Origin of the sequence: Mesorhizobium sp. M0491 (assembly GCF_040321265.1) — a bacterium.
Lineage (GTDB): Bacteria > Pseudomonadota > Alphaproteobacteria > Rhizobiales > Rhizobiaceae > Mesorhizobium.
On record NZ_JAMYRE010000001.1, the window covers coordinates 1 to 23,910 of the forward strand.

Annotated in this window: 20 protein-coding genes; 5 read left to right on the forward strand and 15 right to left on the reverse strand. The window is 63.6% G+C overall.

Translation table 11 applies throughout. The annotated features are described in order from the left end of the window. Positions 1 to 335, forward strand: a 335-nt coding sequence (locus tag NKI69_RS00005) for a transposase (protein ID WP_352719510.1), incomplete at its 5' end; no start/stop codon positions are given. Positions 336 to 525: 190 nt separating this feature from the next. Here the strand turns inward: NKI69_RS00005 and NKI69_RS00010 are convergent. The 4 genes from NKI69_RS00010 to NKI69_RS00025 all read right to left on the reverse strand — a co-directional run bounded on the left by NKI69_RS00010 (position 526) and on the right by NKI69_RS00025 (position 7,588). Then, the gene (locus NKI69_RS00010) at positions 526 to 1,443 is read right to left on the reverse strand and encodes a hypothetical protein (protein ID WP_023811499.1); all 918 of its coding nucleotides are present in this window, start codon (positions 1,441 to 1,443) and stop codon (positions 526 to 528) included. A gap of 232 nt (positions 1,444 to 1,675) precedes the next feature. Beyond that, on the reverse strand, positions 1,676 to 4,147 hold the full coding sequence (gene gyrB, locus NKI69_RS00015; protein WP_023811500.1) for a DNA topoisomerase (ATP-hydrolyzing) subunit B: 2,472 nt from the start codon (positions 4,145 to 4,147) through the stop codon (positions 1,676 to 1,678). Positions 4,148 to 4,308: 161 nt separating this feature from the next. Further along, entirely contained in the window at positions 4,309 to 6,927 is a 2,619-nt protein-coding gene (locus tag NKI69_RS00020; RefSeq protein ID WP_352439797.1) for a caspase family protein, read from the reverse strand. A gap of 91 nt (positions 6,928 to 7,018) precedes the next feature. Beyond that, positions 7,019 to 7,588 (reverse strand): NADPH-dependent FMN reductase, encoded by a 570-nt coding sequence (locus NKI69_RS00025; RefSeq protein WP_023811502.1) that lies wholly within the window; start codon positions 7,586 to 7,588, stop codon positions 7,019 to 7,021. 177 nt (positions 7,589 to 7,765) lie between these two features. On the opposite strand from NKI69_RS00025, the gene NKI69_RS00030 reads away from it, so the two are divergent. Then, positions 7,766 to 9,133: a cytochrome P450 gene (locus tag NKI69_RS00030; RefSeq protein ID WP_023811503.1), complete on the forward strand. Its 1,368-nt coding sequence runs from the start codon at positions 7,766 to 7,768 to the stop codon at positions 9,131 to 9,133. A 28-nt stretch (positions 9,134 to 9,161) separates the two neighbouring features. Here the strand turns inward: NKI69_RS00030 and NKI69_RS00035 are convergent, their stop codons facing one another. The 8 genes from NKI69_RS00035 to NKI69_RS00070 form a co-directional block, all read right to left on the reverse strand. After that, positions 9,162 to 10,139: a complex I NDUFA9 subunit family protein gene (locus NKI69_RS00035; RefSeq protein WP_352719513.1), complete on the reverse strand. Its 978-nt coding sequence runs from the start codon at positions 10,137 to 10,139 to the stop codon at positions 9,162 to 9,164. A gap of 93 nt (positions 10,140 to 10,232) precedes the next feature. Next, on the reverse strand, positions 10,233 to 10,685 hold the full coding sequence (locus NKI69_RS00040) for a DoxX family protein (RefSeq protein ID WP_023811505.1): 453 nt from the start codon (positions 10,683 to 10,685) through the stop codon (positions 10,233 to 10,235). A gap of 195 nt (positions 10,686 to 10,880) precedes the next feature. Beyond that, complete coding sequence (locus tag NKI69_RS00045) at positions 10,881 to 11,162, reverse strand: hypothetical protein (RefSeq protein ID WP_023811506.1); 282 nt, start codon at positions 11,160 to 11,162, stop codon at positions 10,881 to 10,883. Positions 11,163 to 11,402: 240 nt separating this feature from the next. Continuing rightward, positions 11,403 to 12,404 (reverse strand): Ldh family oxidoreductase, encoded by a 1,002-nt coding sequence (locus NKI69_RS00050; RefSeq protein ID WP_164892839.1) that lies wholly within the window; start codon positions 12,402 to 12,404, stop codon positions 11,403 to 11,405. Positions 12,405 to 12,559: 155 nt separating this feature from the next. Further along, positions 12,560 to 13,369 (reverse strand): ABC transporter permease, encoded by an 810-nt coding sequence (locus NKI69_RS00055; protein WP_023811509.1) that lies wholly within the window; start codon positions 13,367 to 13,369, stop codon positions 12,560 to 12,562. After that, the gene (locus tag NKI69_RS00060; RefSeq protein WP_032909264.1) at positions 13,369 to 14,034 is read right to left on the reverse strand and encodes an ABC transporter permease subunit; all 666 of its coding nucleotides are present in this window, start codon (positions 14,032 to 14,034) and stop codon (positions 13,369 to 13,371) included. Before NKI69_RS00060 ends, NKI69_RS00055 begins: the two co-directional genes overlap by 1 nt. A gap of 202 nt (positions 14,035 to 14,236) precedes the next feature. After that, the gene (locus NKI69_RS00065; RefSeq protein ID WP_023811511.1) at positions 14,237 to 15,037 is read right to left on the reverse strand and encodes a transporter substrate-binding domain-containing protein; all 801 of its coding nucleotides are present in this window, start codon (positions 15,035 to 15,037) and stop codon (positions 14,237 to 14,239) included. 54 nt (positions 15,038 to 15,091) lie between these two features. Then, positions 15,092 to 15,907 carry an ABC transporter ATP-binding protein gene (locus NKI69_RS00070; RefSeq protein WP_023811512.1) on the reverse strand — a complete coding sequence of 272 codons (816 nt, stop codon included), beginning with the start codon at positions 15,905 to 15,907 and terminating at the stop codon, positions 15,092 to 15,094. Positions 15,908 to 16,151: 244 nt separating this feature from the next. Between NKI69_RS00070 and NKI69_RS00075 the strand changes: the two genes are divergently transcribed. From NKI69_RS00075 to NKI69_RS00085, 3 genes are all read left to right on the forward strand, one after another. Then, positions 16,152 to 17,000, forward strand: coding sequence for a dimethylarginine dimethylaminohydrolase family protein (locus tag NKI69_RS00075; RefSeq protein ID WP_031213356.1), 849 nt, complete (start codon positions 16,152 to 16,154; stop codon positions 16,998 to 17,000). Continuing rightward, a complete protein-coding gene (locus tag NKI69_RS00080; RefSeq protein WP_023811514.1) occupies positions 16,997 to 18,598 on the forward strand; it encodes a 5-guanidino-2-oxopentanoate decarboxylase in 1,602 nt (533 codons plus the stop codon). The genes NKI69_RS00075 and NKI69_RS00080 overlap by 4 nt, the downstream gene beginning before the upstream one ends. Before the next feature lie 186 nt (positions 18,599 to 18,784). Continuing rightward, positions 18,785 to 19,492: an SDR family NAD(P)-dependent oxidoreductase gene (locus NKI69_RS00085; RefSeq protein WP_023811515.1), complete on the forward strand. Its 708-nt coding sequence runs from the start codon at positions 18,785 to 18,787 to the stop codon at positions 19,490 to 19,492. A 113-nt stretch (positions 19,493 to 19,605) separates the two neighbouring features. Here NKI69_RS00085 and rpsA read toward each other — a convergent pair whose 3' ends face one another. The 3 genes from rpsA to aroA all read right to left on the reverse strand — a co-directional run bounded on the left by rpsA (position 19,606) and on the right by aroA (position 23,776). Further along, positions 19,606 to 21,303, reverse strand: a complete 1,698-nt coding sequence (gene rpsA / locus NKI69_RS00090; RefSeq protein WP_023811516.1) for a 30S ribosomal protein S1 — start codon at positions 21,301 to 21,303, stop codon at positions 19,606 to 19,608. A gap of 209 nt (positions 21,304 to 21,512) precedes the next feature. Then, positions 21,513 to 22,163 carry a (d)CMP kinase gene (cmk, locus tag NKI69_RS00095; RefSeq protein WP_023811517.1) on the reverse strand — a complete coding sequence of 217 codons (651 nt, stop codon included), beginning with the start codon at positions 22,161 to 22,163 and terminating at the stop codon, positions 21,513 to 21,515. A gap of 254 nt (positions 22,164 to 22,417) precedes the next feature. Then, positions 22,418 to 23,776, reverse strand: a complete 1,359-nt coding sequence (aroA, locus tag NKI69_RS00100) for a 3-phosphoshikimate 1-carboxyvinyltransferase (RefSeq protein ID WP_023811518.1) — start codon at positions 23,774 to 23,776, stop codon at positions 22,418 to 22,420. Between the last annotated feature and the right edge of the window lie 134 nt (positions 23,777 to 23,910).

Below are 23,910 nucleotides of genomic sequence, written 5' to 3' on the forward strand. Positions count from 1 at the left end.
GCCAATGCTTCCGTGCTTATGTCGAGCAGCAGCTCATCACCGTGCTGAAGCCCGGCGACATCGTGGTCATGGATAACCTGGGAAGCCATAAGTCGGCGGCCATCAGGCAGACGATCAAAGCTGCCGGCGCCAGGCTTTGGTATCTGCCGCCCTACTCGCCGGACCTCAATCCGATCGAGCAGGCCTTCGCCAAGATCAAACACTGGATGCGACAAGCTCAGAAACGCACCGTCGAGGACACGTGGCGCCACATCGGCCACCTCGTCGAAACCATCGAGGCAGCCGAATGCAAGAACTACTTCGAAAACGCAGGCTACGCTTCCGTCAAAATATGAAACGCTCTAGCCGTGCTGCGCGACGCGGTCGACCTCGGTCGCAAACTGGAGCCGAGCCAAGCCGAAGCACCGACGATTCCTCCCCGAAAATAGGAACGGACTTCAGCGAACGGGGTCGAGGCAACGCTGTGCGACAATTCAAAGCAAAGCCACTCCGGGCGGGCCGGAGTGGCTTTGTTGCAAGTGCAGTTCAGCGGTTGGCGATAAAAACCGCTTCCTCATCGTCGCGCTGCCTGCCTCCGAGGGCCGCGGCGGCACTGGCGATAAAGGCGCCGATGGCCAGCGAGAGCGCACCAAGCAGGGCAAACGTCGCACTGGCCTTCCTGGCGGTGTCGGCGGCCTGCTGCGCCTTGACTTTGGCGTCCTGAGCCTTGGCGAGGACGGCATCCACCCGGGTCCTGGCGTCTGCTTCAGAAAGCCCTGTGCGGACGGCGACCAGCTGCGACAGATACGTTTTGTCGTCTGCGGAAACCTCGCCTGCCGCTGCACCGGCGATCAGGATGCGCGAAGCCTGACCGACCGCAGCCGCATCGCTGTCCGGATTGGCGGCAGCCAGCCTGCCCGGATCAGCCGGACGGAACAGCGAATCCACCAGGTAGGAGGTCGCATTGTCTGCCGATGTGCTGTCGGCATTGGCCGAAGCTCCCGCCGATGCGCCCATGGCCGCGCCAGACGCGATGGTGGACACCGCCTGCACGCCTGAGCCTATCGCAGCGGAAAGCGCGGAGCCAAGCACGCCGACGACGAGCAACGTGGCCAGCGCCCAGGCAAGAAAGCCGTGTGCGGTGTCCCGGAAATAGACTTCATCGGTGTGGATGCCGACCCATTTGGTGCGCAGGCGTCCGGCAAGATAGCCGCCGACGCCGGAGGACAGCCATTGCACGATGACAAGCCAGATCGCGGTGGACGCCGCGAAAGTGGTCACAGATGCGCCCGATCCCGACCATGGCGACACCATGCTCAATCCCAGCCCCGAACCGAGCAGCATGAGGATGAGGGTCAATGTCGAGGCCGCGAAGGCTCCGGCGATGATCGGTCCCCAGCTGACGGCGGTGGAGGAGGACTCGGTTGAGGCGGAAACATCGACCGCCGACAGGGTGGACTGCATGGAAGCCCCCTATCGTACGAACAGCATGATCAGAATGATGATCGGAATCGGAATGCCGAGCAACCAGAGCAAAATGCCACGTCCCATGGAGGCCTCCTGTTAGAATATTGTGAATCGATGTTGTCACAATGTTCCAAGGGAACTTCCGTTCCGGCGCGTTGTAAAATGATTTTCTTGCCGCCAGCGGAACATTGGCGCGCCGCAGCGCGCCAATTCAGATTTGATGTCCAGATCAGATGTCCAGATTGGCGACCGACAGCGCGTTGTCCTGGATGAACTCGCGCCTGGGTTCGACCTCATCGCCCATCAGCCGCGAAAACAGCGAATCCGCATCGGTCGCGTCATTGACCTTGACTTGCAGCAGCGAGCGCACGTTCGGATCGAGCGTGGTTTCCCACAGCTGTTCGGCGTTCATCTCGCCGAGACCCTTGTAGCGTTGCATCGTCAGGCCCTTGCGGCCGGTCGCAAAGACCGCGTTGAGCATCGCCAGCGGCCCCGAGATGGTTTCGGAGACATCTTTGCGGCGCAGCACCGGCGGCGACCCGTAGACCTCGCTGAGGCGCTGTGCGTAGCGGTCGAGCTGGCGTGCGTCGGCCGAATTGATCAGCGCCAGGTCGAGATGCGCGTATTCCTTGACGCTGCGCACCGTGCGCTCGAACACATAGCCGCCGACGCCTTCATTCGAGGTCGACATGCGGCCGGTCCAGCCGCGCTCGGTGTCCTCGGCGATGATGTCGAGGCGTTTTGCAATCCGCTCCGCCATGTCGTTGGCGCGGCCGAGATCGGTGAACACGTCCGGGTTGAGCCCGCCGGCGATCGCCGCCTGCTCGACGACGCCTCTGTTGTAGCGCGTGTGCAGGCCGTTGATCAGCTGGCGCACCGCCAGCGCGTCGTCGATGGCTCCGCGCAGGTCCTGTCCGATGCGAACCTCGCCCGAGCCGAGGGTAAGCGATGCTTCCTCCAGTCCCGAGCCGATCAGGAACTCCTCGAACGCGCTCTCGTCCTTGATGTATTGCGAGCTCTTGCCGCGCGTCACTTTGTAGAGCGGCGGCTGGGCGATGTAGAGATGGCCGCGCTCGATCAGCTCCGGCATCTGCCGGAAAAAGAAGGTCAGCAGCAAGGTTCTGATATGGGCGCCGTCGACATCGGCGTCGGTCATCAGGATGATCTTGTGGTAGCGCAGCTTGTCGGCGTTGAACTCGTCCTTGCCGATCGAGGTCCCGAGCGCCGTGATCAACGTGCCGATCATGTCGGAGCCGAGCATGCGGTCGAAGCGGGCCCGCTCGACATTGAGGATCTTGCCGCGCAGCGGAAGAATGGCCTGATTCTGGCGCGAACGGCCGCCCTTGGCCGAGCCGCCGGCGGAGTCACCCTCGACGATGAAGATTTCGGACTTCGCCGGGTCGCGTTCCTGGCAGTCGGCCAGCTTGCCGGGCAGGGAAGTGACGCCGAGCGAGCTCTTGCGGGTGATATCGCGCGCCTTGCGCGCCGCTTCACGCGCCGCCGCGGCCTGGATCACCTTGTCGACGACCACCTTGCCTTCGCTCGGATGTTCTTCAAGCCAGGTGCCGAGCGCTTCGTTGACCAGGCCTTCGACGACAGGACGGACCTCCGACGAGACCAGCTTGTCCTTGGTCTGCGAGGAGAATTTCGGATCTGGAACCTTGACTGAAAGCACCGCCGTCAGGCCTTCGCGGCAATCGTCGCCGATCAGCGAGACCTTTTCCTTCTTGGTCAGGCCCGACGATTCGCCATAGCCGGTGATCTGGCGCGTCAGCGCGCCGCGAAAGCCGGCCAGATGCGTGCCGCCATCGCGCTGCGGGATGTTGTTGGTGAAGGCCAGCACGTTCTCGTGGTAGCTGTCGTTCCACCACATCGCCACTTCGACGGTGATCCCGTCGCGCTCCGCCTTGATGGCGATCGGCTTGTCGATCAGCGGTTTCTTGACCCGATCGAGATATTTGACGAATTCTTCGAGGCCTCCGTCATAGTGCAGTTCATGGCGCACGACATCGGCGTGACGGGCATCGGTCAAAATGATGCGCACGCCGGAATTGAGGAAGGCAAGCTCGCGCAGCCGGTGTTCCAGCGTGCCGAAGTCGAACTCGACCATGGTGAAGGTCTCGGCCGACGGGAAGAAGGTGATCTGGCTGCCGCTGCGGCCCTCATAGGTGCCCGGCTGCTTGTCCTGCTCATAGCTGCCGGTGGCCTTCAGCGGCGCGTCGGCATTGCCATGCGTGAAACTCATCTCGAAGATCTGGCCGTTGCGGCGGATTTTCAGCTTCAGCCACGCCGACAGCGCGTTGACCACCGAGACGCCGACGCCATGCAGGCCGCCCGAGACCTTGTAGGAATTCTGGTCGAACTTGCCGCCGGCATGCAGCTGCGTCATGATCACTTCGGCCGCCGAAATGCCTTCTCCGGTGTGGATATCGGTTGGAATTCCGCGGCCATTGTCGATCACGGTGACCGAACCATCGGGGTTGAGCGTCACGGTGACGAGATCGGCGTGACCGGCCAGCGCCTCGTCGATGGCGTTGTCGACCACTTCATAGACCATGTGATGCAGGCCCGAACCGTCGTCGGTATCGCCGATATACATTCCGGGGCGTTTGCGGACAGCATCCAACCCCTTCAAAACCTTGATGGAATCGGCGCCGTATTCGGCTTCAGCGCCGTTGTTGTTGTCGATCTGATCGCTCATGAAAACCTGTTGTCTGGATGCCGCTTGCACGGCGCGAAAAACCCGCTTCGAATCGCGCCTCTGATATGCACTAGATATAGGCGCAAAAGGCGGTTTTTCCAAGGTTTGCAGGCATTTCACGGGGAATGAGCCGGCTGTCCATGACAGCCTCCCGTCAGGCCCTATTTCACTTTGGCCAGCCGGTCCCTGAGAAACTTGATCATGAACTTATATCGCGGCGCCAGCCGCCCGCTGCGGTCGAGCTCCAGCGTCATGTCCAGCGCCTGGGAAAGCACGGCCTTGGGGTTCTTGGCGACCTGAGCGTAGTCGATCATGGCCACCACCAGGTCGCGCTGCCAGGTGGCGTTGTTTGGGTCGGACCGGGCGAGCTGCTGGCGGATGTCGAGACTGTCCTGGAAAGCCTGCCGCGCGCCTTTGACGTCGCGATGCTTGGCCTTGAGCATGCCGATCTCGGACAGAGTGATCGACAGGTCGCGTTGCCAGTCGGCATTGGCAGGGTCGAGCTTGGCCAGCCGGTCGGCGATGGCGAAACTGTCTGTATAGGCCTTGAGCGCTCCAGCGCGGTCGCCCTGTATCGCCCGAATGCCCGCTACTTTTTCCAAGCTGACCGAGAGGTCGCGTTGCCAGTCGGCGTTGGCAGGGTCACTGGCCGCCAGCACGCCGGCTATCGAGAGGGCTTGCCTGTAGGCGGCGAGGGCTGCCGGCCAGTCCTCTTGATCGCTCAGCGCATTGCCGATCTTTGCGTTGCCGACCGACAGGTCGCGCTTCAGCTCACTGTTGTCGGGGTCGCGGCCCACCAATTGTTCGACGATCGCATGGCCCGCTTTATAGGACGCGAGTGCGCCCGCCGCATCGCCGCGCTCGCGCTTGAGGTCGCCGATCGTATCATGGCTGACGGAGACATCGCGTTGCCGCTCGGCGTCCCACGGCTTCTTCTCGGCCAGCGCCAATCGGACCTTCAGGCTCTCCTCGTAGGCCATCTGGGCGTTGTCCAGTCGCCCCATGACCCGGGCAAGGCCGCCGATCTCGTCATAGGTGATGGTCAGGTCGCGCTGCAGCTCGGCGCGCTCCGGTTCATTATCGGCAAGTTGCTTCTTGATCGACAGGCTTTCCTGGTAGACTTGTGCGGCGCTGGCCAGATCGCCTTGCGTCACCAGCACGTTGCCGATCTTGTCGTCGACCATGGCGAAGTCCCCGAACCATGGCAGCCGATCGGGTTCGGCAGCGGTCAAATCCCTGAGCATGGTTCTGGCGGTCCGATAGTTTTCCAGCGCTTCCGGCAGGTCCCCTTGCGCCAGCTTGACGTTGCCGAGCTTGATGTGGCTGACGGCAAAATCGCGCTTGACGCTCGGGTCGGTTTCCCGGGCCGAACGCAGCTCGAGATTGGATACCAGCGCTGCAAAGGCGCGGCCTGCCGCATCGGTGTTGCCGACAAGGGTGTAGAGCTTGCCGAGTTCGTCCAGCGTGCGGATCTGGCGGTCGGCCTGGTCCAGGGTCAGATCGGTCTGCCCGGCCTCGCGGTAAAGAGCCAGGACCGATTCATAATCGTTGATGGCCGTGGCGTAGTCGAGGTCGGCGCGCGCCGCACCGCCGGACAGGAAACGCGTCGCCGCCTCGGACAGCGTGCGGCCGACGAAATTGGCCTTCAAGGCGTTGCGCGAAACATTGTCGATGTCGGCGGCCTTTGCGAGGATGGCGCGAGCCCCATCGAAGGCGCCGAGCGAAAGCTGCTCCTCGGCCTGCCGGCGCAGCTCCGTCACCTGCGGATCATCGGAGGCCAGCGTCCTCATTTCGCCGCGCACCTTGACGAAGGCGTCCGCCGCCTCGCGCAACCGGGCATTCAGGCTGTCCGCCGAAAGGTGGCTGGCGTCGGAGCTGATCAGCACGCCGTAGAGAGGCGCCAGCGGCATGTCGGCATCGCTGGCAACCTGCTCGACCTCACCGCGCATTTCCGGCGTCACGTCGGCCATGGCAAGCAACAGGCGCTCGCGCTCCGGCAATTGTTCCATGGCGGCCGCGGCAAAGAACAGCTTCGGCAGGCCGCTCTCGACGTAAGGCAGCTGTTTGCCCCGCGACAAATCGTAGACCTCCTGCTGCACCAGCGTCAGCACCGAGCGGATTTCGAGCCCGCTGGTGCCGAGATATTTGGTCAGCGCCGTGGTGAATGGCGAGTTCTGGCCGGTTCCGTCGGCCGCCGTCTCGCCGGGTGCTGCCGAGAAAGCGAACAGGATGTTTTCGGCGCGGCCAGTCCGACCAAGCCCCGGCCGGACATTTTCCACGACATCCTTGACCAGCGACGTCGCACCGCGCCCGTCACCCACCGTGCCCGAAAACGGATCGCTCCGGCAGGCGTCGAGCATGATCAGGCCGACCTTGGCGGTGGCGGCCACGGTCTTGCGCACCTCCTCCAGAGGCAAGCTGGTCTTCTCCAGCGCATCGAGCGAAGAGGGGTCGGCATCGACCGGCAGCAGCCGGTTATCGCCCGAGATTTCCACGCCGTGGCCGGAGAAGTAGACCAGCGCCACGTCGGCGCCTTTGGCATCCTGGCGAAAATCGTCGAGCGCGCGGCGCATGCGCCGCAGGTCGCGGTTGGTTTCGAGGACGACCTCGAAGCCGAGCTTCTTCAGCACCGCTCCCATCGCCTCGCCGTCATGAACCGGGTTGGCAAGCGGCCGGATCAGGCGGTAGTCGTCGTCGGCGATGATCAAGGCCACGCGCCGCTCAGCCGCCGCGGTGGCGGTGGTCATGAGCATCAGCAGCAAGGCAAAAAGCAAACGCAAGTCGAACCGCCCCCCGGCTTGTCCCTTTGCGCGAACATTCCACCTCTTTATGCCATGAGCAAGCCGGGCTTTTTGCGGAAGACCAGCGTTTTCAGGCAGCCCGCATAGGCTTCAAAGCCTCGCTCCAGCGCAACAGCTCGTCGAGCATGGTTTTGGCTCCGCCCTGCACCTGTTCGCCGGCGTTGAAAGCGCCGTTCTCGTCGAGCAGTTTCTGATACATCGGCAGGGCGACGCCTTCCGAGATCGGCATGACACCCACCGAGGTCAGCAGCGGCTTCAGCGCTTGCGCCGCGCGCAGGCCGCCGGAGACGCCGCCATAGCTGAAAATGGCGGCAGGCTTGTACTTCCATTCACGCGAGAGATAATCGATCGCGTTGACGATCGCCGGCGCCACGAAATAATTGTATTCCGGCGCCACGAAGACGAAGGCATCGGCGGCATCGATCGCTTTTGACCAGGCCTTGGTATGGTCGTTCTGGTAATTGCCGAGTCTTGGATGGTGCGGTTCGTCCAGCACCGGAAGCTTGAACGTGTCGATGTCGGTCAGTACCGGCTCGAATTTTCCATGCTCGCGCGCGAACGTCTCCAGCCACTTGGCAAAAACCGGCCCTGCGCGGCCTGGCCGCGTGCTGCCGATGATGATGTTCAACTGGTGCTTCAAGCTGGGCTCCTGCGATAGCGGTATCCATTGGTGACTGCCACCTAGGGCATGCCGCTCGGGGCAACAAGAAGGCACCTCACGGTAACCGGTCACGTTCCGGAGAGCAGGGCCTTGCCGTACGGTCACATGGACGCCTGCTTTGCGGCCCACTACATTGGGTCATCAGCGGAGCACAGCATGGACATCCAGCCCGCCCCCTTCATTCCCCCGGCGCCGAAGCCGCGCACGACGCCGCCCTCGACGCTGGAGATGATCCGCATCGTCTACCGCAACCCGCTCGAATTGTGGGGTGAACACACCTACAACGAGCCTTGGATTTCGGCCAATGGCGTTGGCGGACATCTGATCGTCGCCAACGATCCCGGCCTGATCCGCCATGTGCTGGTCGACAACGCCAGGAACTACAAGATGGCGACGGTGCGCCAGAAGATCCTGCGGCCGATCCTGCGCGACGGCCTGCTGACCGCCGAGGGCGAGGTCTGGAAGCGGTCGCGCAAGGCGATGGCGCCGGTGTTCACGCCGCGCCACATCTTCGGCTTCGCCCAGCCGATGCTGAGACGCACGCTGGACTTCGTCACCCGCTATGAAGACGGCGGCACGTCCGACATCGCTCATGACATGACGCTGCTCACCTACGACATCCTGGCCGAGACGCTATTTTCCGGCGAGATATCGGGCGAGCCGGGCAGTTTCGCCAACGAGATCGACCGCCTGTTCGAGACCATGGGCCGCGTCGATCCGCTCGATCTGTTGCGCGCGCCCGACTGGCTGCCGAGGCTGACCCGCATCCGCGGCCGCAAGACCATGGCCTATTTCCGCAAGATCGTCACCGACACGGTCACGATGCGCGAAGCGAAATTCAAGCGCGACCCTGATGCCGTGCCGCAGGATTTCCTGACACTGCTGCTCAAGGCCGAGGGACCCGACGGACTGACACGGGCCGAGGTCGAGGACAACATCATCACCTTCATCGGCGCCGGCCATGAGACGACCGCGCGGGCTTTGGGCTGGACGCTGTATTGCCTGGCGGAATCACCGTGGGAGCGCAACCGGGTCGAGCAGGAGATTGACCAGGTGCTGGCGCGCGAGCCCGATCCGACGAAATGGCTCGATGCCATGCCGTTCACCCGCGCCGCCTTCGACGAGGCGCTCCGGCTCTATCCGCCGGCGCCGTCGATCAACCGCGAGCCGATCGAACCGGAAATGTGGAAGGATCTTCATATCCCCAAGCATGCCGCCGTGCTGGTGATGCCATGGGTCGTGCATCGCCACAGGAAGCTTTGGGACCGGCCGGATGCCTTCCTGCCGGAGCGCTTCCACCCGGGAAATCGCGAAAAGATCGACCGCTTCCAGTATCTGCCGTTTGGCGCCGGTCCTCGCGTCTGCATCGGCGCCAGCTTCGCCATGCAGGAGGCGATCATCGCGCTGGCGATCATGCTGTCGCGCTTCCGCTTCGACACCACCGCCGAAACCAAGCCTTGGCCGGTGCAGAAACTCACCACGCAGCCACAAGGCGGTCTGCCGATGCGGGTGACGCCAAGATAGGCGTGACCCCTTCAGGTAGCTGTAACGACTATGCTGCAGGCTTGCGCTGCTGGAACTGGCCGGCGGCGCGGTAGCGCCAGAGATAGCTGGGCAGGATCGTCGCGATCGATTGCGGCTGGATGCCGAGCCCCGCAAGCGTCCGGTTGGCCTTGGCGGCCGCGTCCGAAACGATGTTGTGTTCGCGCAGCTGCATCACCTGGTCCTTGGTCAGCAGCGGATTGGGCAAGAGGCCGAGGATCGAGGCCTGGATGTTGGCCACCCACCACGGCACCGGCACCAGCAGGCGCTTGCGCTCGATCACCTCGAGCAGCTCTTCCATGCATTCCTTGAAGGTGAGCACCTTCGGCCCGCCGAGTTCATAGATATGGCCGCCATCCACCTTGCCGTCGACCGAGCGCGCCACCGCTTCGGCAACGTCGCCGACATAGACCGGCTGGAACTTGGTCTGGCCGCCGCCGATCAGCGGCAGCACCGGCGAATAGCGCGCCATGTTGGCGAAGCGATTGAAGAAGCCGTCTTCGGGTCCGAAATTGATCGACGGCCGGAAGATCACGGCGTCCTTGATCGTCTCCAGCACAGCCTTTTCGCCAAGCGCCTTGGTGCGCGCGTAGTCCGATTCGGAGTCCAGATCGGCGCCAAGCGCAGAAATGTGGGTCAGGCCGGCGCCGACCGAGCGCGCGGCCTCGGCCACTGCGCGGGCGCCGAATTCGTGCACGGCGGAGAATTTCTGCCGGCCGCTCTCATGCAGGATGGCGACCAGATTGACGACATGGTCGGCGCCTTGCACGGCGCGGTCTACCGACCAACGCACGCGCACATTGACCTGGACCGGCTGGATCTGGCCGACATTGCCAAGCGGCTGCAAATGGCCGGCAAGATCGGGCCGCCGGCAGGCGACCCGGATGCGATAGCCGCGCTTGGCCAGCGCACGCACGACATGGCGCCCGACAAAGCCTGACCCGCCAAAGACGACGACGAGCTTTGGGGTCTGCAGGATTTCGGTCATGGCTGGCTCCGGCGCTCGCAAGCTTGGCTGAAGCCGTTTCATAATCCGTTTCGTGCCAAAGGCAAAGGGCGACGCGTCGTCGCTATCAGCCTGTCAGAACGCTTTGCCGATACGGGCGTCGACCGAATGGCGGTTGCCGCCGCGAATGACGAAGAAGAGCAGGATCGCCGCCCACAGCAGCGACTTCTCCGCGCCCGAATAACCCTGGTCCATCGTAACCCAGTGGAACCAGACCGTGACCAGCAGCACGAACAGGCCGGCAAAGGCGGCCGGCCGCGTCAAAAACCCGATGGCGATGAAGATGCCGCCGAAGAATTCAGTGCAGGCCAAAAGCAAGGACCACAACGCACCCGGATAAAAGCCGAGACCCTCGACCATCTCGGCGGCGCCGAAAGGATTGGTGATCTTCTGCGAACCGTGGATGGCTAGAAACCCACCGGCGACGACGCGAAGAACCGTTTCGGCACCATCGTGCAGAGCGGCGTAAACCCTGCCAAGGGCCGGAATGATAAGGGCGTTGCGGGGATTGTCCGTGCTTGCCGACATTGTAGCTCCTCTGTTTTGCTTGATCAGCGCAAACGGCCGATCAGGTCGGACGAAGTCAAATAAACAAAAGTTGACCAAACTACGAATGTTTTAACATTGCGCGGCCAAACGCAGAAAACCCCGCAGAAGCGGGGTTTTCCGGGCGACGTCCATGTGAAGTCAGGTGCCGACGGAGCGGCCTGACCTGAGACGGTATCAGGAGGGCGTGAAGCAAGTACGCCCACCCCAGCCCTGAACATCCGACATGGTGCCACCAACCTTCTTGCAGGCGGCGACGAAATCGGCGCTGCAATTGGCGAATTTTGCATGGCCGTTCTTGCAGTAGTGATCTTCGGTGGCCCCGCCGCTCGGGGCAGTGATGACACCCGGGCTGGACGGCTTGGCCGGCGCGGCCTTCAAGGTGGCTGCCTGTGTGGCACCCATGAACGAGCCGAGCAGAAGGACGGCGGTCAGCATGGTGATCTTGGTGTTGGTCATGACAATTTCCTTTGATTTGGGTTGAGTTTCCGAGGCGCGAAGGACCGGCCATCGCGTGATGCAGGCTTTCGATTTCGGTTTGCTGCTTCCCCCGGTGTGGATCGGGCAAGCTCGCCTTGCCCTGGACAAAGCTGTGTCGCAGCAAGGCGCGGAAAGGTTCAGCGGCGCGCAAAGAAAATCGCACCGCACCGCGCCTGGGGCGGGCTGATTTCAGATAACCAATTGATATTTAATTATTATTCAGGAAGAGTAGCGTGCGGCGAATTCGGAAATGCGCTGCACCACCGCCTTGGATGCGGTGATGCCCCGCGCTTGCGCCTTCTCTGCCGCCTCTGCACGGGCGCGGCCCGGCACGTGCACGCCGAAGCGCCGCCGCAGCCGGTCGAGTTGGTCCTTCATTCGCTGCTCGAAATCCGGATCGAGCAGCTTGGGCTCGACGGCAAGCACGAACAGGCCGGTGCCGGGACTGTCCGGCCCGCCGCTGAACCATGGCGCGTCGAGCGACCAGTTGGCGCCTGACAGGCCGGCTGCCAGCACTTCGACCATCAACGCGATGTTGGCACCGCGCTGGCCGCCGAAGGCAAGCATGGCGCCCTTCATGGCGGCGGCCGGATCGGTGGTCGGGTTGCCGCTGGCGTCCAGCGCCCAGCCTTCCGGGATGGTCTTGCCCTCTTCGGCCGCTTTGCGGATGTTGACGAAGGCGGTGGCGCTTGACGACTGGTCGATGACCAGCGGCGCGCCGTCGGCGGCGGGTGCGGCAAACGACATCGGGTTGGTGCAATAGACCGGCTTGACCGAGCCCGAGCCGGCAAGCACGGCCGGGCCGTTGGTGGCGGCGAACGACACCAGTCCAAGTGCTGCCAGCCTTCCGGTGAAATAGCCGAGCGCGCCGCATGTATAGGCGTTCTTCTGCGAGAAGATGGCGACACCGAACAGCTTTGCCGCCTTGGCGAGGTCGTCGATGGTGCGGTCGAAGCCGGTATGCGCCAGCCCGCCGCGTGCATCGGAGAGATAGACCGCAAGCGCCGGCCGGGTGATCACCGGATCGGCATTGCCGTCGATGCGTCCGGCTTCCAGCGCCTCAAGATAGTCGATGAAATGCGACAGACCGACCGAGGAAAGCCCTTCGGCCTCGGCTGATATGATCGAAGCAGCGAGCGATTGTGCCGCTTCCTCATTGGCGCCGGCGCCAAGTGCCGCCATCCGGCACAGTCCTTTTGCCTGGTCGAGACTGAGTTGCATCATGGCCGTCCTAGGGGAGTAAGGGAATAGGGGAGTACGGGAGTAGGGGACAGTGAGCAGTGAATAGCGAATGGGGATGGAAATGTGAATGTGGATAGTAGCCGGATACTCCCCTACTCCCCTACTCCCCTACTCCCCTACTCCCCTACTCCCCTCTAACCAATCTTGTTGGGGATCCGCGCTTCTATCCTGCTGAACGCAAAGACCAGAATACCGGTGATCATCATGTAGATCAGCGCCAGCAGCAGCAGGGGTTCATAGGTGAGATAGGTGTCCTGCCGCACCTTGGACGAAACGGCGAAGATGTCGATGACGCTGATCGTCGCCACCAGCGGCGTCGATTTCAACTGCAGCACGGTCTCCCCGGTCAGCGTCGGCAACGCCCGATAGATGGCTTGCGGCAGCCAGATGCGCCGGAACGCCTTCCAGCGGCTCATGCCGAACGCGCGGGCGGCTTCGAGTTGCCCCTTCGGCACGCCCGCAAAGGCGCCGCGCATCACCTCGCCCTCATAGCCGGCGAACGACAGGGTCAACGCCAGCACGCCATAGGGCCAGGCTTGCCGCAGATATGGCCACATCCAGGATTCGCGGATCCAGGGATATTGCGGGAACAGCGAGCCCAGGCCGTAGTAAAGCAGCCATAGCTGGATCAGCAGCGGCGTGCCCCGGATCACCGTGCAGAACACCTTGGCGGGCGCGGCGAACCAGAATGAGCCGGCGGCTTGCGCCAGCCCTAGCGGCACGGCCAGCAGGAAGCCCAGGACGCAGGTGACGGCCAGGATCCACAGCGACCGCCAGATGCCGATCAAGCCCATTTCATAATATTGCGGCAGCCAGTCCCAGCGCATGAAAAAGGCGGCCGACAGAACCAGGCCGAGTGCGATCAGGATCAGCACGATGCGGTGCGGCTGCAGCCACAGCGACGTTCGCGCGACGACATTGATGATGGCGGCCTCGTTGGCCATCAGCGCGCCTCCTTGAGCGAAGGCATGCCGCGCCGCGACCATGCCTCGACCCGGCCGATGATGAGATTGGAGACCAGCGACAGCAGCAGATAGAGCACGCCCGCCGCGAAAAAGAAGGTGAAATAGGCTTTGGTGACGCCCGCCGCCTGCCGCGTCGCCAGCGCCAGTTCGTAGAAACCGACGACCGCCAGCAGCGCGGTGTCCTTGGTGGCGATCAGCCAGAGATTGGCGAGGCCCGGTATGGCGAAGGGCAGCATTGACGGCAAGGTGATGCGCCGCAACATCAGGCCCGGAGACATTCCATAGGCGCGGGCGGCCTCGATCTGGCCCTGCGGAATGGCCAGGATCGCGCCGCGTATCACCTCTGTCGAATAGGCGCCCTGGACAAAGCCGAGCACGGCGATGCCGGCGGCAAGGCCACTCACGTCGACGCGCTGATAGCCCATGGCCGTCAGCGCCTGATTGATCAGGTCGGTTCCGGCGTAATAGAGCAGCAGGATCAGCACCAGTTCGGGCACCGCGCGCACGATGGTGGTGTAGACCGCCAGGAGATCGCGCACCACCGGCCCGCCATAAAGTTTGCCATAGGCGCCGCCGGTGCCGATCAGAAGGCCGAGGCACGTGGCGCCCAGCGCGATCTCGATCGAATGGAGCAGCCCAACCAAAAGAGCCCCGCCCCAGCCTGGCGGGTAGGGCGAGAGAAGCTCGGTGATGCCGGCCGCGGAGGCCGAAAGAAGTGCGTCGATCAGCGTCGCCCCCGAAGTGCTGGCCAACCGCCGACGGCTGCGTCGGCGGCAAACATGCCTGGGAAAGATCGAGCAGGGGGCATGGCGCTGGCGCCATGCCCCACCGCTCATACGAGGATCGTCAGTTCGACTGTGCGCCGCCACCGCCGTAAATGTCGAAATCGAAGTATTTCTTCGAGATCTCGTCATATTTGCCGTTGGCGCGGATCGCCTTGATGCCGGCGTTGATTTTGCCCTTCAGTTCGGTGTCTTCCTTGCGCACGCCGGCGCCGACGCCCGGTCCGAGCACTTCGTCGTCAGGAGCGACCATCCCCTTCAAGTCGCAGCAGGCCTTGCCCTGGTCGGATTTCAGGAACTCGCCAAGCGCGATGGAATCGGCCTGAACCGCATCGAGGCGGCCGGCGGCCAGATCGTTGTTGGCCTCGTCCTGGGTCTGGTATTCCTTGATCTCCGAGGCTGTGCTGCCAAAGTGCTTCTTGGCGTAGACAGCGTGCACCGTCGAAACCTGCACGCCGACGATCTTGCCCTTGAGGTCGTCCGGGGCGGAGCCGAATTTCTGGTCCTTGGGGCCGATGATCGCGGTCGGCGTGTTATAGTACTTGTCCGAGAAATCGATCGTCTTCGCGCGTTCGGCGGTGATCGACATCGAGGAGACGATGAGGTCGATCTTCTTGGTCGTCAGTGCCGGGATGATGCCGTCCCAGGCGACCGGGGTAATGACGCAATCGAGCTTCTCCTCGGCGCAGACGGCATCGATGAAGTCGATCTCCCAACCGACCCACTTGCCCGAAGCATCGGGCGAGGTGAAGGGCGGATAAGGCTCGGCGGCGACGCCGATCTTGACCGGATCGGCCTTGGCCACGCCCATGGCGGCGACGCCGAGCAGCAGCGCTGCGGCGAATGTTTTCAGAACAGTCTTCATGTCACGACTCCCAGTTTGTTGTTGGTTCCCGGTTTTCTTCCGTCCCGGCCTGTCCTAGCCGATGTTGCGGATGAACTGCTTCAGCCTTTCGGATTTGGGCGCGCCGAAGATCTGCTCCGGCGGGCCTTCTTCCTCGACCAATCCATTGTAGAGATAGACGACATGCGTCGCGACCTCGCGGGCGAACTTCATCTCGTGGGTGACCAGCACCATGGTGCGGCCTTCGCGCGCCAGGTCGCCGATCACCTTCAGCACCTCACCGACCAGCTCGGGATCGAGTGCGGAGGTGGGCTCGTCGAACAGCATGACGCGCGGATTGATGGCCAGCGCTCGGGCGATCGCCGCGCGCTGCTGCTGGCCGCCCGACAGATAGGCCGGATAGACGTCGCGCTTTTCGGCCAGACCGACACGGGCGAGCAGTTTCTCGGCCTCGCCGATCGCCACATCGCGCTTGATGCCAAGCACATGTACGGGAACCTCGATGACGTTTTCGATCAGCGTCATGTGGCTCCACAGGTTGAAGTTCTGGAACACCATGCCGAGCTTGGAGCGGATGCGCTCGATCTGCTTGCGGTCGGCCGGGACCGTGTGGCCATGGCTGTCGGCCTTGAGCTTGATCTCCTCGCCATTGACGCGGATGATGCCGCTGGTGGGGTTTTCCAGGCAGTTGATGCAGCGCAGCAGGGTCGATTTGCCTGAGCCCGAGCCGCCGATGATGGCGATGACCTCGCCGTCGCGCGCCGACAGCGAGACGCCCTTCAGCACATGCAGCTCACCGAATCTCTTGTGCAGGTTCTCGACATGGATGGCTTCGGCGGCGCCGTCCTGCGCCGTATGTTTCAATGCGGGTGCGGCGCTTTGCGCTGTCATCCCGGATGCGGCGCTTATGGCCGTCATTCCTTCCACGCTCCGCGGAGCGTTCGAGCTCGTCGCTGCTGGTATCTTTTACCCATTACCCGTCACTGGACAGAGTTCCCATGCTCAGGATGGACCGTTCCGCTTGCCTCCGTCAACCATGGTTTTTGGACTATTGATCACAGCTTGCTGTAGTGGTTAGTGGCGCCAACCGACGTTCAGGGAGAATTTAGTGGGCAAATCATACGGGTCGCAGTCCATGGCCGGACCCCTGAAACGCGTGTTGATGCGGTCCGCCACGAGCGCCATGCGTCATGCCAGGGCACAGGAATGGCACTATGGTCCGGGGTTCGATCCGCAGAAGGCGGCGGCCCAGCATGAGCAGTTGACCAGCATGGTCGCGGCTTCCGGCGCCGAGATCGAATGGCTGACGGACGCCGATGACGGGCTGGCCGATTCCGTCTTCACCCATGATCCGTCGCTGATGACCGATCATGGCGCGATTATCCTTTCGATGGGCAAGGCGCTGCGCCGTGCCGAGCCCGGTCTGCACGAGGCAGCTTACAAGCGCATGGGGATACCCATTCTCGGTCGGATCGATGATCCGGGGCAGGTGGAAGGCGGCGACTGCGTCTGGGTCGATGCAACCACGCTGGCCGTCGGTCGTGGCGTACGCACCAACCAGGACGGCATCCAGCAGCTTTCGAACCTGCTCTCGCCCAAGGGCATTTCGGTCTTCGGTTTCGACCTGCCGCTCTGGCACGGCGAGGAAGCCTGCCTGCATCTGATGTCGGTGATCAGCCCGCTCGCCGACGATTTGGCGCTGGTCTACCCGCCCTTGCTGCCGGCCCCCTTCTACCAGATGCTGCGGGGTCGCGGCATCAAGCTGGTCGAGGGCGATGCCGACGAGTTCTTCGCTTCCAGCGGGCTCAGTCTCAATGTGCTGCCGACCGCGCCGCGCCAGATCATTGCCGTTGCCGGCTTTCCCAGGACGGCGGCCGCCATGGAAGCGGCCGGCTGCACGGTCGCCACCTTCGATGCGGATGCGCTCTGCATCGCCTGCGAGGGCGGTCCGACCTGCCTGACGCGCCCGGTGCTGCGCCAATGATCGCCACTGGGACCACCACTGGGACGACCGTCGGCGAGGCGTTGATTTCGCTGCTTGAAGCGCATGGCGTCGACACGGTGTTCGGCATTCCGGGCGTCCACACGGTCGAACTCTATCGCGGGCTGGCGCGCTCGAAGATCCGCCACGTCACGCCGCGCCACGAACAAGGCGCCGGCTTCATGGCCGATGGCTACGCACGCGCCAGCGGCAGGCCGGGCGTCGCCTTCGTCATCACCGGACCGGGGCTGACCAACACCATCACCGCCATGGGGCAGGCACGCGCTGATTCGGTGCCGATGCTGGTCATATCCGGCGTCAACGCCATGCCGACGCTGGGCAAGGGCCTCGGCCATCTGCATGAACTGCCGGATCAGCGCGGCATGATGGAGAAGGTGGCGCTGTTTTCGAAGCGCGTCACCGAGGCCAGCGAATTGCCCGCTGCTCTGGCGCAGGCCTTCGCCCTGTTTTCATTGGCCCGGCCCGGCCCGGTGCATATCGAGATCCCGACCGACGTCATGGTCAAGCCGGCGGATGGCATCGCTGCCATGCTGAGCAATGTGACGCCACCCGCGCCGGAAGGTGCCGCAATTGCCAGCGCGGCCAAACTCATCGCTGCCGCGCGCCGCCCGCTGATCCTGGTCGGCGGCGGCGCCAAACGCGCCGGGGCGCCATTGCGGCGTCTGGCCGAGCGGCTGGGAGCGCCGGTCGTCCAGACCACCAATGCGCGCGGCCTGCTGCATGGTCATCCGCTTTGCGTGCCGGCCAGTCCCAGCCTGAAGACAGTACGGGCGCTGATGGCCGAAGCCGATCTGGTCATTGCCGCCGGCACCGAATTCGGCCCGACCGACTATGACGGCTACAGCGATGGCGGCTTCGTCCTGCCCGCCAATCTGATCCGCATCGATATCGGCGCGGACCAGATTGCCCGCCGCCCGGCAACCGTTTCGATCCAGGCCGATTGCGCCGAGGCGCTCGAAGCGCTGCTTCTGGAAACGGGCCATGTCCGGGCAAGCGAGGGCGGTCCGTCGCGCGCAGCTGCTACACGAAAAGCAGCCTTTGCCGAGCTCAATCCGACCCTGCAGGCGCAAGTGCGTGCCGTCGAGATGATCCGCGACACCTTGCCGGGCGCGCTCATCGTCGGCGATTCGACGCAGCCGATCTATGCGGCCAACCTCTATTACGACCACGACCGCCCAGGCGGCTGGTTCAATGCCGCCACCGGCTTCGGCGCGCTCGGCTATGGCCCGCCGGCGGCGATTGGCGCGGCCCTTGCGATACCCGATGCGCCGGTTGTCTGCCTGACCGGCGACGGCGGCTTCCAGTTCACGCTGCCGGAGTTGGGCGCCGCGCTCGATGCGCGGGCGCCGGTCATCTTCATCGTCTGGAATAACAGAGGCTACCGCGAGATCGAAACCTCCATGCTCGATGTCGGTGTCGAGCCCGTCGGCGTATCGCCGGCGCCGCCCGATTTCTGCAAGCTGGCCGAGGCCTATGGCATCGGCGCCGAACGGCTTGCCGATATCGACGCTCTCGCGGACGCGTTGAAGCGCGCCCGGGCCACCGGACTGCCGCGCGTCATCGAAATCACGGTTGACTGAAGGACGGTGCTACGTATTTCCCGTCTCGACGGCCCTGAACCACGGCCGGCCGGTGGGCGGACGCATGCAAAGACGCGACAACTGCCATGTCGAGATGTCAATTGAGTGATGGCGCAAAAGGCGCGACGCTTCGCGTCGGCGGCACAGAAACGACCTAACGACAAAAAAATGACAGGAGCGTCCAAGATGACGGAAACACTTGAAGGCAAGCATATCGTCGTGACCGGTGGAACCGGTGCGCTCGGCGGTGCGGTTGTCGGCAAACTGCTGAGTGACGGCGCGATCTGCCATGTGCCCAACGCCCATGCTGCCGCCCCCACGCATTTCCCCTTTACCACGCATGACCGTGTCCAGCTGGTGCACAACGTCGATCTCTCGGACCCTGCCAAGGTCGAAGCGTTCTACAGCCAGGTTCCAGGCCTTTGGGGCTCGATCCATCTGGCCGGCGGCTTCACCTCGGCACCTGTTGAAAAGATCGAGTCGGCGTCCTTTGCCGAGATGATGGACACCAATGCGCGCACAGCCTTCCTGTGCTGCCGCGCCGCGGTACGCTCTATGCTCGCATCGGATACCGCGGGCCGTATCGTCAACGTCACCGCGCGCGCCGGGCTCGATCCGCGACGCGGCGCCGGCATGGTCGCTTACGCCGCCAGCAAGGCGGCGGTGGCAGCCATGACGGTGGCGATGGCCGAAGAGCTGAAGCACAAGGGCATCCTGGTCAATGCCGTGGCGCCGTCGACACTCGATACGCCGGCAAACCGCGCCGACATGCCGGATGCCGATGTCACCAGATGGGTCAGCCTCGAAGCCGCCGCCGAGGCCATCGCCTATCTGGCATCGCCGGCCAATCTGGCGATGAGTGGTACGCTGGTGCCGCTTTACGGCAGGGCGTAACCTTCCACCCTTTACCGCGGTCAAAGAAAAACCCCGCCGGATTGTTCCGGCGGGGTTTTGTTTTCGAGCCTGTGCGAAAACTTCGCTTCGAAGGGCTTCGCGGTGCGAAGGGCTTAGCTGCCCTGCTTCTTCAGCGCGGCACCCAGGATGTCGCCCAGCGAAGCGCCGGAGTCGGTCGAGCCGTACTGAGCGACCGCTTCCTTCTCTTCGGCGATTTCCAGCGCCTTGATCGAGACCTGCAGCTTGCGGGTCTTCTTGTCGAAGGCGATGACGCGCGCGTCGACCTTCTGGCCGACGGTGAAGCGCTCGGGGCGCTGCTCGTCGCGGTCACGGCTCAGATCGGAGCGCTTGATGAAGGTTTCGATGCCGCTGTCGACCAGCCGCACTTCCAGACCGCCATCCTTGACGCCGATGACTTCACAGGTGACGACCGCGTTCTTGCGCAGTTCGCCTGAAGTCGCCGCTTCGCCGACCGTATCCTTGGCCAGCTGCTTGATGCCGAGCGAGATGCGCTCCTTGTCGATGTCGACATCGAGCACCTGCGCCTTGACCATGTCGCCGCGATTGTACTCTTCGATGACCTGCTCGCCCGGACGGGTCCAGTCGAGGTCGGAAAGGTGCACCATGCCGTCCACGTCGCCTTCGAGGCCGATGAACAGGCCGAACTCGGTCTTGTTCTTGACCTCGCCCTCGACCTGGCTGCCGACCGGATGGCTCGAGGCGAAAGCCTGCCACGGATTCTCGAGCGTCTGCTTGAGGCCGAGCGAGATGCGGCGCTTGGCCGGATCGACCTCGAGCACCACCACGTCGACTTCCTGGGTCGTCGACAGGATCTTGCCGGGATGCACGTTCTTCTTCGTCCACGACATTTCCGAAACGTGGATGAGACCCTCGATGCCCGGCTCCAGTTCGACGAACGCGCCGTAGTCGGTGATGTTGGTGACGGTACCCTTGATCTTCTTGCCGATCGGGAACTTGGTGCCGATCTCGGACCACGGATCGCTCTCGAGCTGCTTCATGCCGAGCGAGATGCGGTGGGTTTCCTGGTTGATGCGGATGATCTGCACCTTGACCGTCTGACCGATGTTGAGGATTTCGGTCGGATGGTTGACGCGGCGCCATGCCATGTCGGTGACATGCAGCAGGCCGTCGATGCCGCCGAGGTCGACGAACGCACCATAATCGGTGATGTTCTTGACGACGCCTTCGACAACCTGGCCTTCTTCGAGGTTCTGCACGATTTCCGAACGCTGTTCGGCGCGGCTCTCCTCAAGCACGGTACGGCGCGACACCACGATGTTGCCGCGGCGGCGATCCATCTTGAGGATCTCGAACGGCTGCGGGTTGTGCATCAGCGGGGAGACGTCGCGGATCGGGCGGATATCGACCTGGCTGCGCGGCAGGAAGGCCACGGCGCCGTCGAGGTCGACGGTGAAGCCGCCCTTGACCTGGTTGAAGATGACGCCTTCGACGCGCTCACCCTTGGTGAACTTCTCTTCCAGGCGGACCCAGCTCTCTTCGCGGCGGGCCTTTTCACGTGAAAGCATCGCTTCGCCAAGCGCGTTTTCGATGCGCTCGACATAGACTTCGACGGTGTCACCAACCTTGAGGGTGGTGTCCTTGCCCTTGACGCCGAATTCCTTCAGCGGCACGCGGCCTTCGACCTTGAGGCCGACGTCGATGATAGCCATGTCTTTTTCAATGGCGGTGATGATGCCCTTGACGACCTGACCTTCGCCGGAATGGCCGGCGGTAAAAGATTCTTCGAGCAGGCTCGCGAAATCGTCGCGAGTGGGATTTGCAGCTGACATTGTTTCTCCTGGAGTGCCCCGCATCTAAAAGCGGGACGGGCGCCGTGGGTTAGCGTTGCGTTTGGCCTACCGGCGTTCCGGGCTACAAAAACCCTGGGCCGCTCTTTAAACGGCAATTCCGGCGCATGAAGAATGCTGGCAGGCTGGTTCGTGCCCGATATGGGTATTTTCTTCGCCTCCGACAACGGAAATACGAGGGAAAACCCGGATTAGGCGTTGTCTCTTTTGGCCAGCACGTCGTCTATGATCGCCATGGCTGCAAGAAACGCGGCTTCTATAGCCATTTCGCTGGTATCAAGCAAGTGCGCGTCGGCCGCCGGCTTCAACGGTGAGTCCGCTCGACTCATGTCGCGTTCGTCGCGGCGCACGATATCGGCGAGGATTTCGGTGAAATCGGCGGTCCCGCCGATGCTCTCGATCTCCGACAGCCGGCGCTGTGCCCGCACCTCGGCGCTCGCTGTCACATAGAGTTTGATGTCGGCGTCGGGGCAGACAACGGTGCCGATGTCGCGCCCGTCGAGCACCGCGCCCGGCGGCGTCTTGGCGAAGTCGCGCTGCTTTTCGACGAGGATGCGCCGCACCGTCGGATACACCGCGACCTTGGAGGCAGCCTCGCCGACGGCATGCGTTGACAAGACCGCCCGGTCGAGCTTCGCCAGATCGACCTGGCGGGCCGCGGTTTCGGCGGCCGAGACATTGTCGAGCGGCAGCGCGTGCTGGATGAGCGCATAGGCGACGGCGCGATAGGTGAGACCGGTGTCGAGCAGGTTCAGCCGGTAGTGGTCGGCGAGCCGCCGGGCCAGCGTGCCTTTTCCGGCGCCTGCGGGGCCGTCGATGGCGATGGTGAAGGTGTGAGTCATTGGCGGGCCGCCGCGATTGACAGGTGCGATGAAGAAGACGGGCGCCGAGATTCTTCACACCCCCCTCTGTCCTGCCGGACATCTCCCCCGCAAGGGGGGAGATCAGCCATCACCGCTGACTTAGCCAATCGCCAATATTGCAGGATTGAATGGAGCGCCAAAGCCGCCAATCTCCCCCCTTGCGGGGGAGATGTCCGGCAGGACAGAGGGGGGTGCTGTCCCGCCAGCGTTGCAGTCTGGTCCCAAGCCATCGACTAGCCGATCTCCGCGCCCAGCCCCGTCATCAGCCCCATGAACTCCGGAAAGCTCGTCGCAATCATCGCGGCGTCATCGATCGTCACCGGCTTTTCCGTCGCCAGCCCCATGACCAAGAAACTCATGGCGATGCGGTGGTCGAGATGGGTCTGCACGGTCGTGTCCTGGCCGTTCGGATGGCCACCCAGCCCCTTGCCGCCCGGTTTTCCGCGCACGGCGAGCGAGGCCTCGCCCTCGGTGCAATCGACGCCGTTGAGCTTCAGCCCGTTGGCGACGGCCGACAGCCGGTCGGATTCCTTGACGCGCAGCTCCTCCAGCCCCTGCATCAGCGTCTCGCCCTCGGCGAAGCTCGCCGCGACCGCCAGCACCGGATACTCGTCGATCATCGACGGCGCCCGCTCGGGCGGCACGGTGACGCCCTTCAACTCGGAGTAGCGCACGCGCAAATCGGCGACGTCCTCGCCACCGGCGTTGCGCGGGTTCAAAATGTCGATCTTGCCGCCCATTTCCTGGAGCGTCAAAAGCAGGCCGGTGCGGGTCGGGTTCATCAGCACGTTCTCGATTGTGATGTCGGAACCCGGCACGATCAGCGCGGCCACCAGCGGGAAGCCGGCCGAGGACGGGTCGCCCGGCACGGCGATGGTCTGGCCGGTCAGTCTGCCCTGTCCTTCGATGAAGATGTGGCGCACGCCGCGCTCGTCGGTTTCGACCGACAGGTTCGCGCCGAATCCTCTGAGCATCTTTTCGGTGTGGTCGCGCGTCATGACGGGCTCGATGACGGTGGTGATGCCCGGCGTGTTCAGCCCGGCAAGCAGCACCGCCGACTTGACCTGCGCCGAGGCCATCGGCACACGATAGGTGATCGGCGCGGCATGCTTTGGCCCATGCAGCGTGATCGGCATGCGGTCACCCGGTGTCGCCTTCAGCACCTGCACGCCCATCTGGCGCAAGGGTTCCAGCACGCGGCCCATCGGCCGGCCCGACAGCGAGGCGTCGCCGATGAAGGTCGTCTCCATGTCATAAGTGCCGACAAGGCCCATGGTGAGCCGCGAGCCGGTGCCGGCATTGCCGAAATCGAGCGGGCCTTCCGGCTGCAGCAGTGCGCCATTGCCTGTGCCGCGGATCACCCACTCGTCGCCGTTCTTCTCGATATGTGCGCCCATAGCCTTCATGGCAGCACCTGTGCGCATCACGTCCTCGCCTTCGAGCAGGCCGGTGATGCGGGTCTCGCCCGAGGCGAGGCCGCCGAACATGAAGGAGCGGTGCGAGATCGACTTGTCGCCCGGCACGCGCGCGATACCAGAAAGGGCTGGGGATTGGCGGGCGGTGGCCGGCTTGGGCGCGGCGGCGTGAGACATGGAATTTCCCTGGACGGAATGCCGGCGGGCCGGCGCTTTTCATTTGTTGCGGCGGTCTCGTATCACGGCGGGCCGAAATGGTCATCCCCCATGGTCGTCACTGACGCGACGCCTTTCAACGTATGGTTTTGTGA

Bases quoted from the DNA above. Each gene is read 5' to 3' on its own strand.
- NKI69_RS00010 (WP_023811499.1), bottom strand. From the start codon at position 1,443: ATGCAGTCCACCCTGTCGGCGGTCGATGTTTCCGCCTCAACCGAGTCC.
- gyrB (WP_023811500.1), bottom strand. From the start codon at position 4,147: ATGAGCGATCAGATCGACAACAACAACGGCGCTGAAGCCGAATACGGC.
- NKI69_RS00030 (WP_023811503.1), top strand. From the start codon at position 7,766: ATGGACATCCAGCCCGCCCCCTTCATTCCCCCGGCGCCGAAGCCGCGC.
- NKI69_RS00035 (WP_352719513.1), bottom strand. From the start codon at position 10,139: ATGACCGAAATCCTGCAGACCCCAAAGCTCGTCGTCGTCTTTGGCGGG.
- NKI69_RS00040 (WP_023811505.1), bottom strand. From the start codon at position 10,685: ATGTCGGCAAGCACGGACAATCCCCGCAACGCCCTTATCATTCCGGCC.
- NKI69_RS00045 (WP_023811506.1), bottom strand. From the start codon at position 11,162: ATGACCAACACCAAGATCACCATGCTGACCGCCGTCCTTCTGCTCGGC.
- NKI69_RS00050 (WP_164892839.1), bottom strand. From the start codon at position 12,404: ATGCAACTCAGTCTCGACCAGGCAAAAGGACTGTGCCGGATGGCGGCA.
- NKI69_RS00055 (WP_023811509.1), bottom strand. From the start codon at position 13,369: ATGGCCAACGAGGCCGCCATCATCAATGTCGTCGCGCGAACGTCGCTG.
- NKI69_RS00065 (WP_023811511.1), bottom strand. From the start codon at position 15,037: ATGAAGACTGTTCTGAAAACATTCGCCGCAGCGCTGCTGCTCGGCGTC.
- NKI69_RS00070 (WP_023811512.1), bottom strand. From the start codon at position 15,907: ATGACAGCGCAAAGCGCCGCACCCGCATTGAAACATACGGCGCAGGAC.
- NKI69_RS00075 (WP_031213356.1), top strand. From the start codon at position 16,152: ATGGCCGGACCCCTGAAACGCGTGTTGATGCGGTCCGCCACGAGCGCC.
- NKI69_RS00080 (WP_023811514.1), top strand. From the start codon at position 16,997: ATGATCGCCACTGGGACCACCACTGGGACGACCGTCGGCGAGGCGTTG.
- NKI69_RS00085 (WP_023811515.1), top strand. From the start codon at position 18,785: ATGACGGAAACACTTGAAGGCAAGCATATCGTCGTGACCGGTGGAACC.
- rpsA (WP_023811516.1), bottom strand. From the start codon at position 21,303: ATGTCAGCTGCAAATCCCACTCGCGACGATTTCGCGAGCCTGCTCGAA.
- cmk (WP_023811517.1), bottom strand. From the start codon at position 22,163: ATGACTCACACCTTCACCATCGCCATCGACGGCCCCGCAGGCGCCGGA.
- aroA (WP_023811518.1), bottom strand. From the start codon at position 23,776: ATGTCTCACGCCGCCGCGCCCAAGCCGGCCACCGCCCGCCAATCCCCA.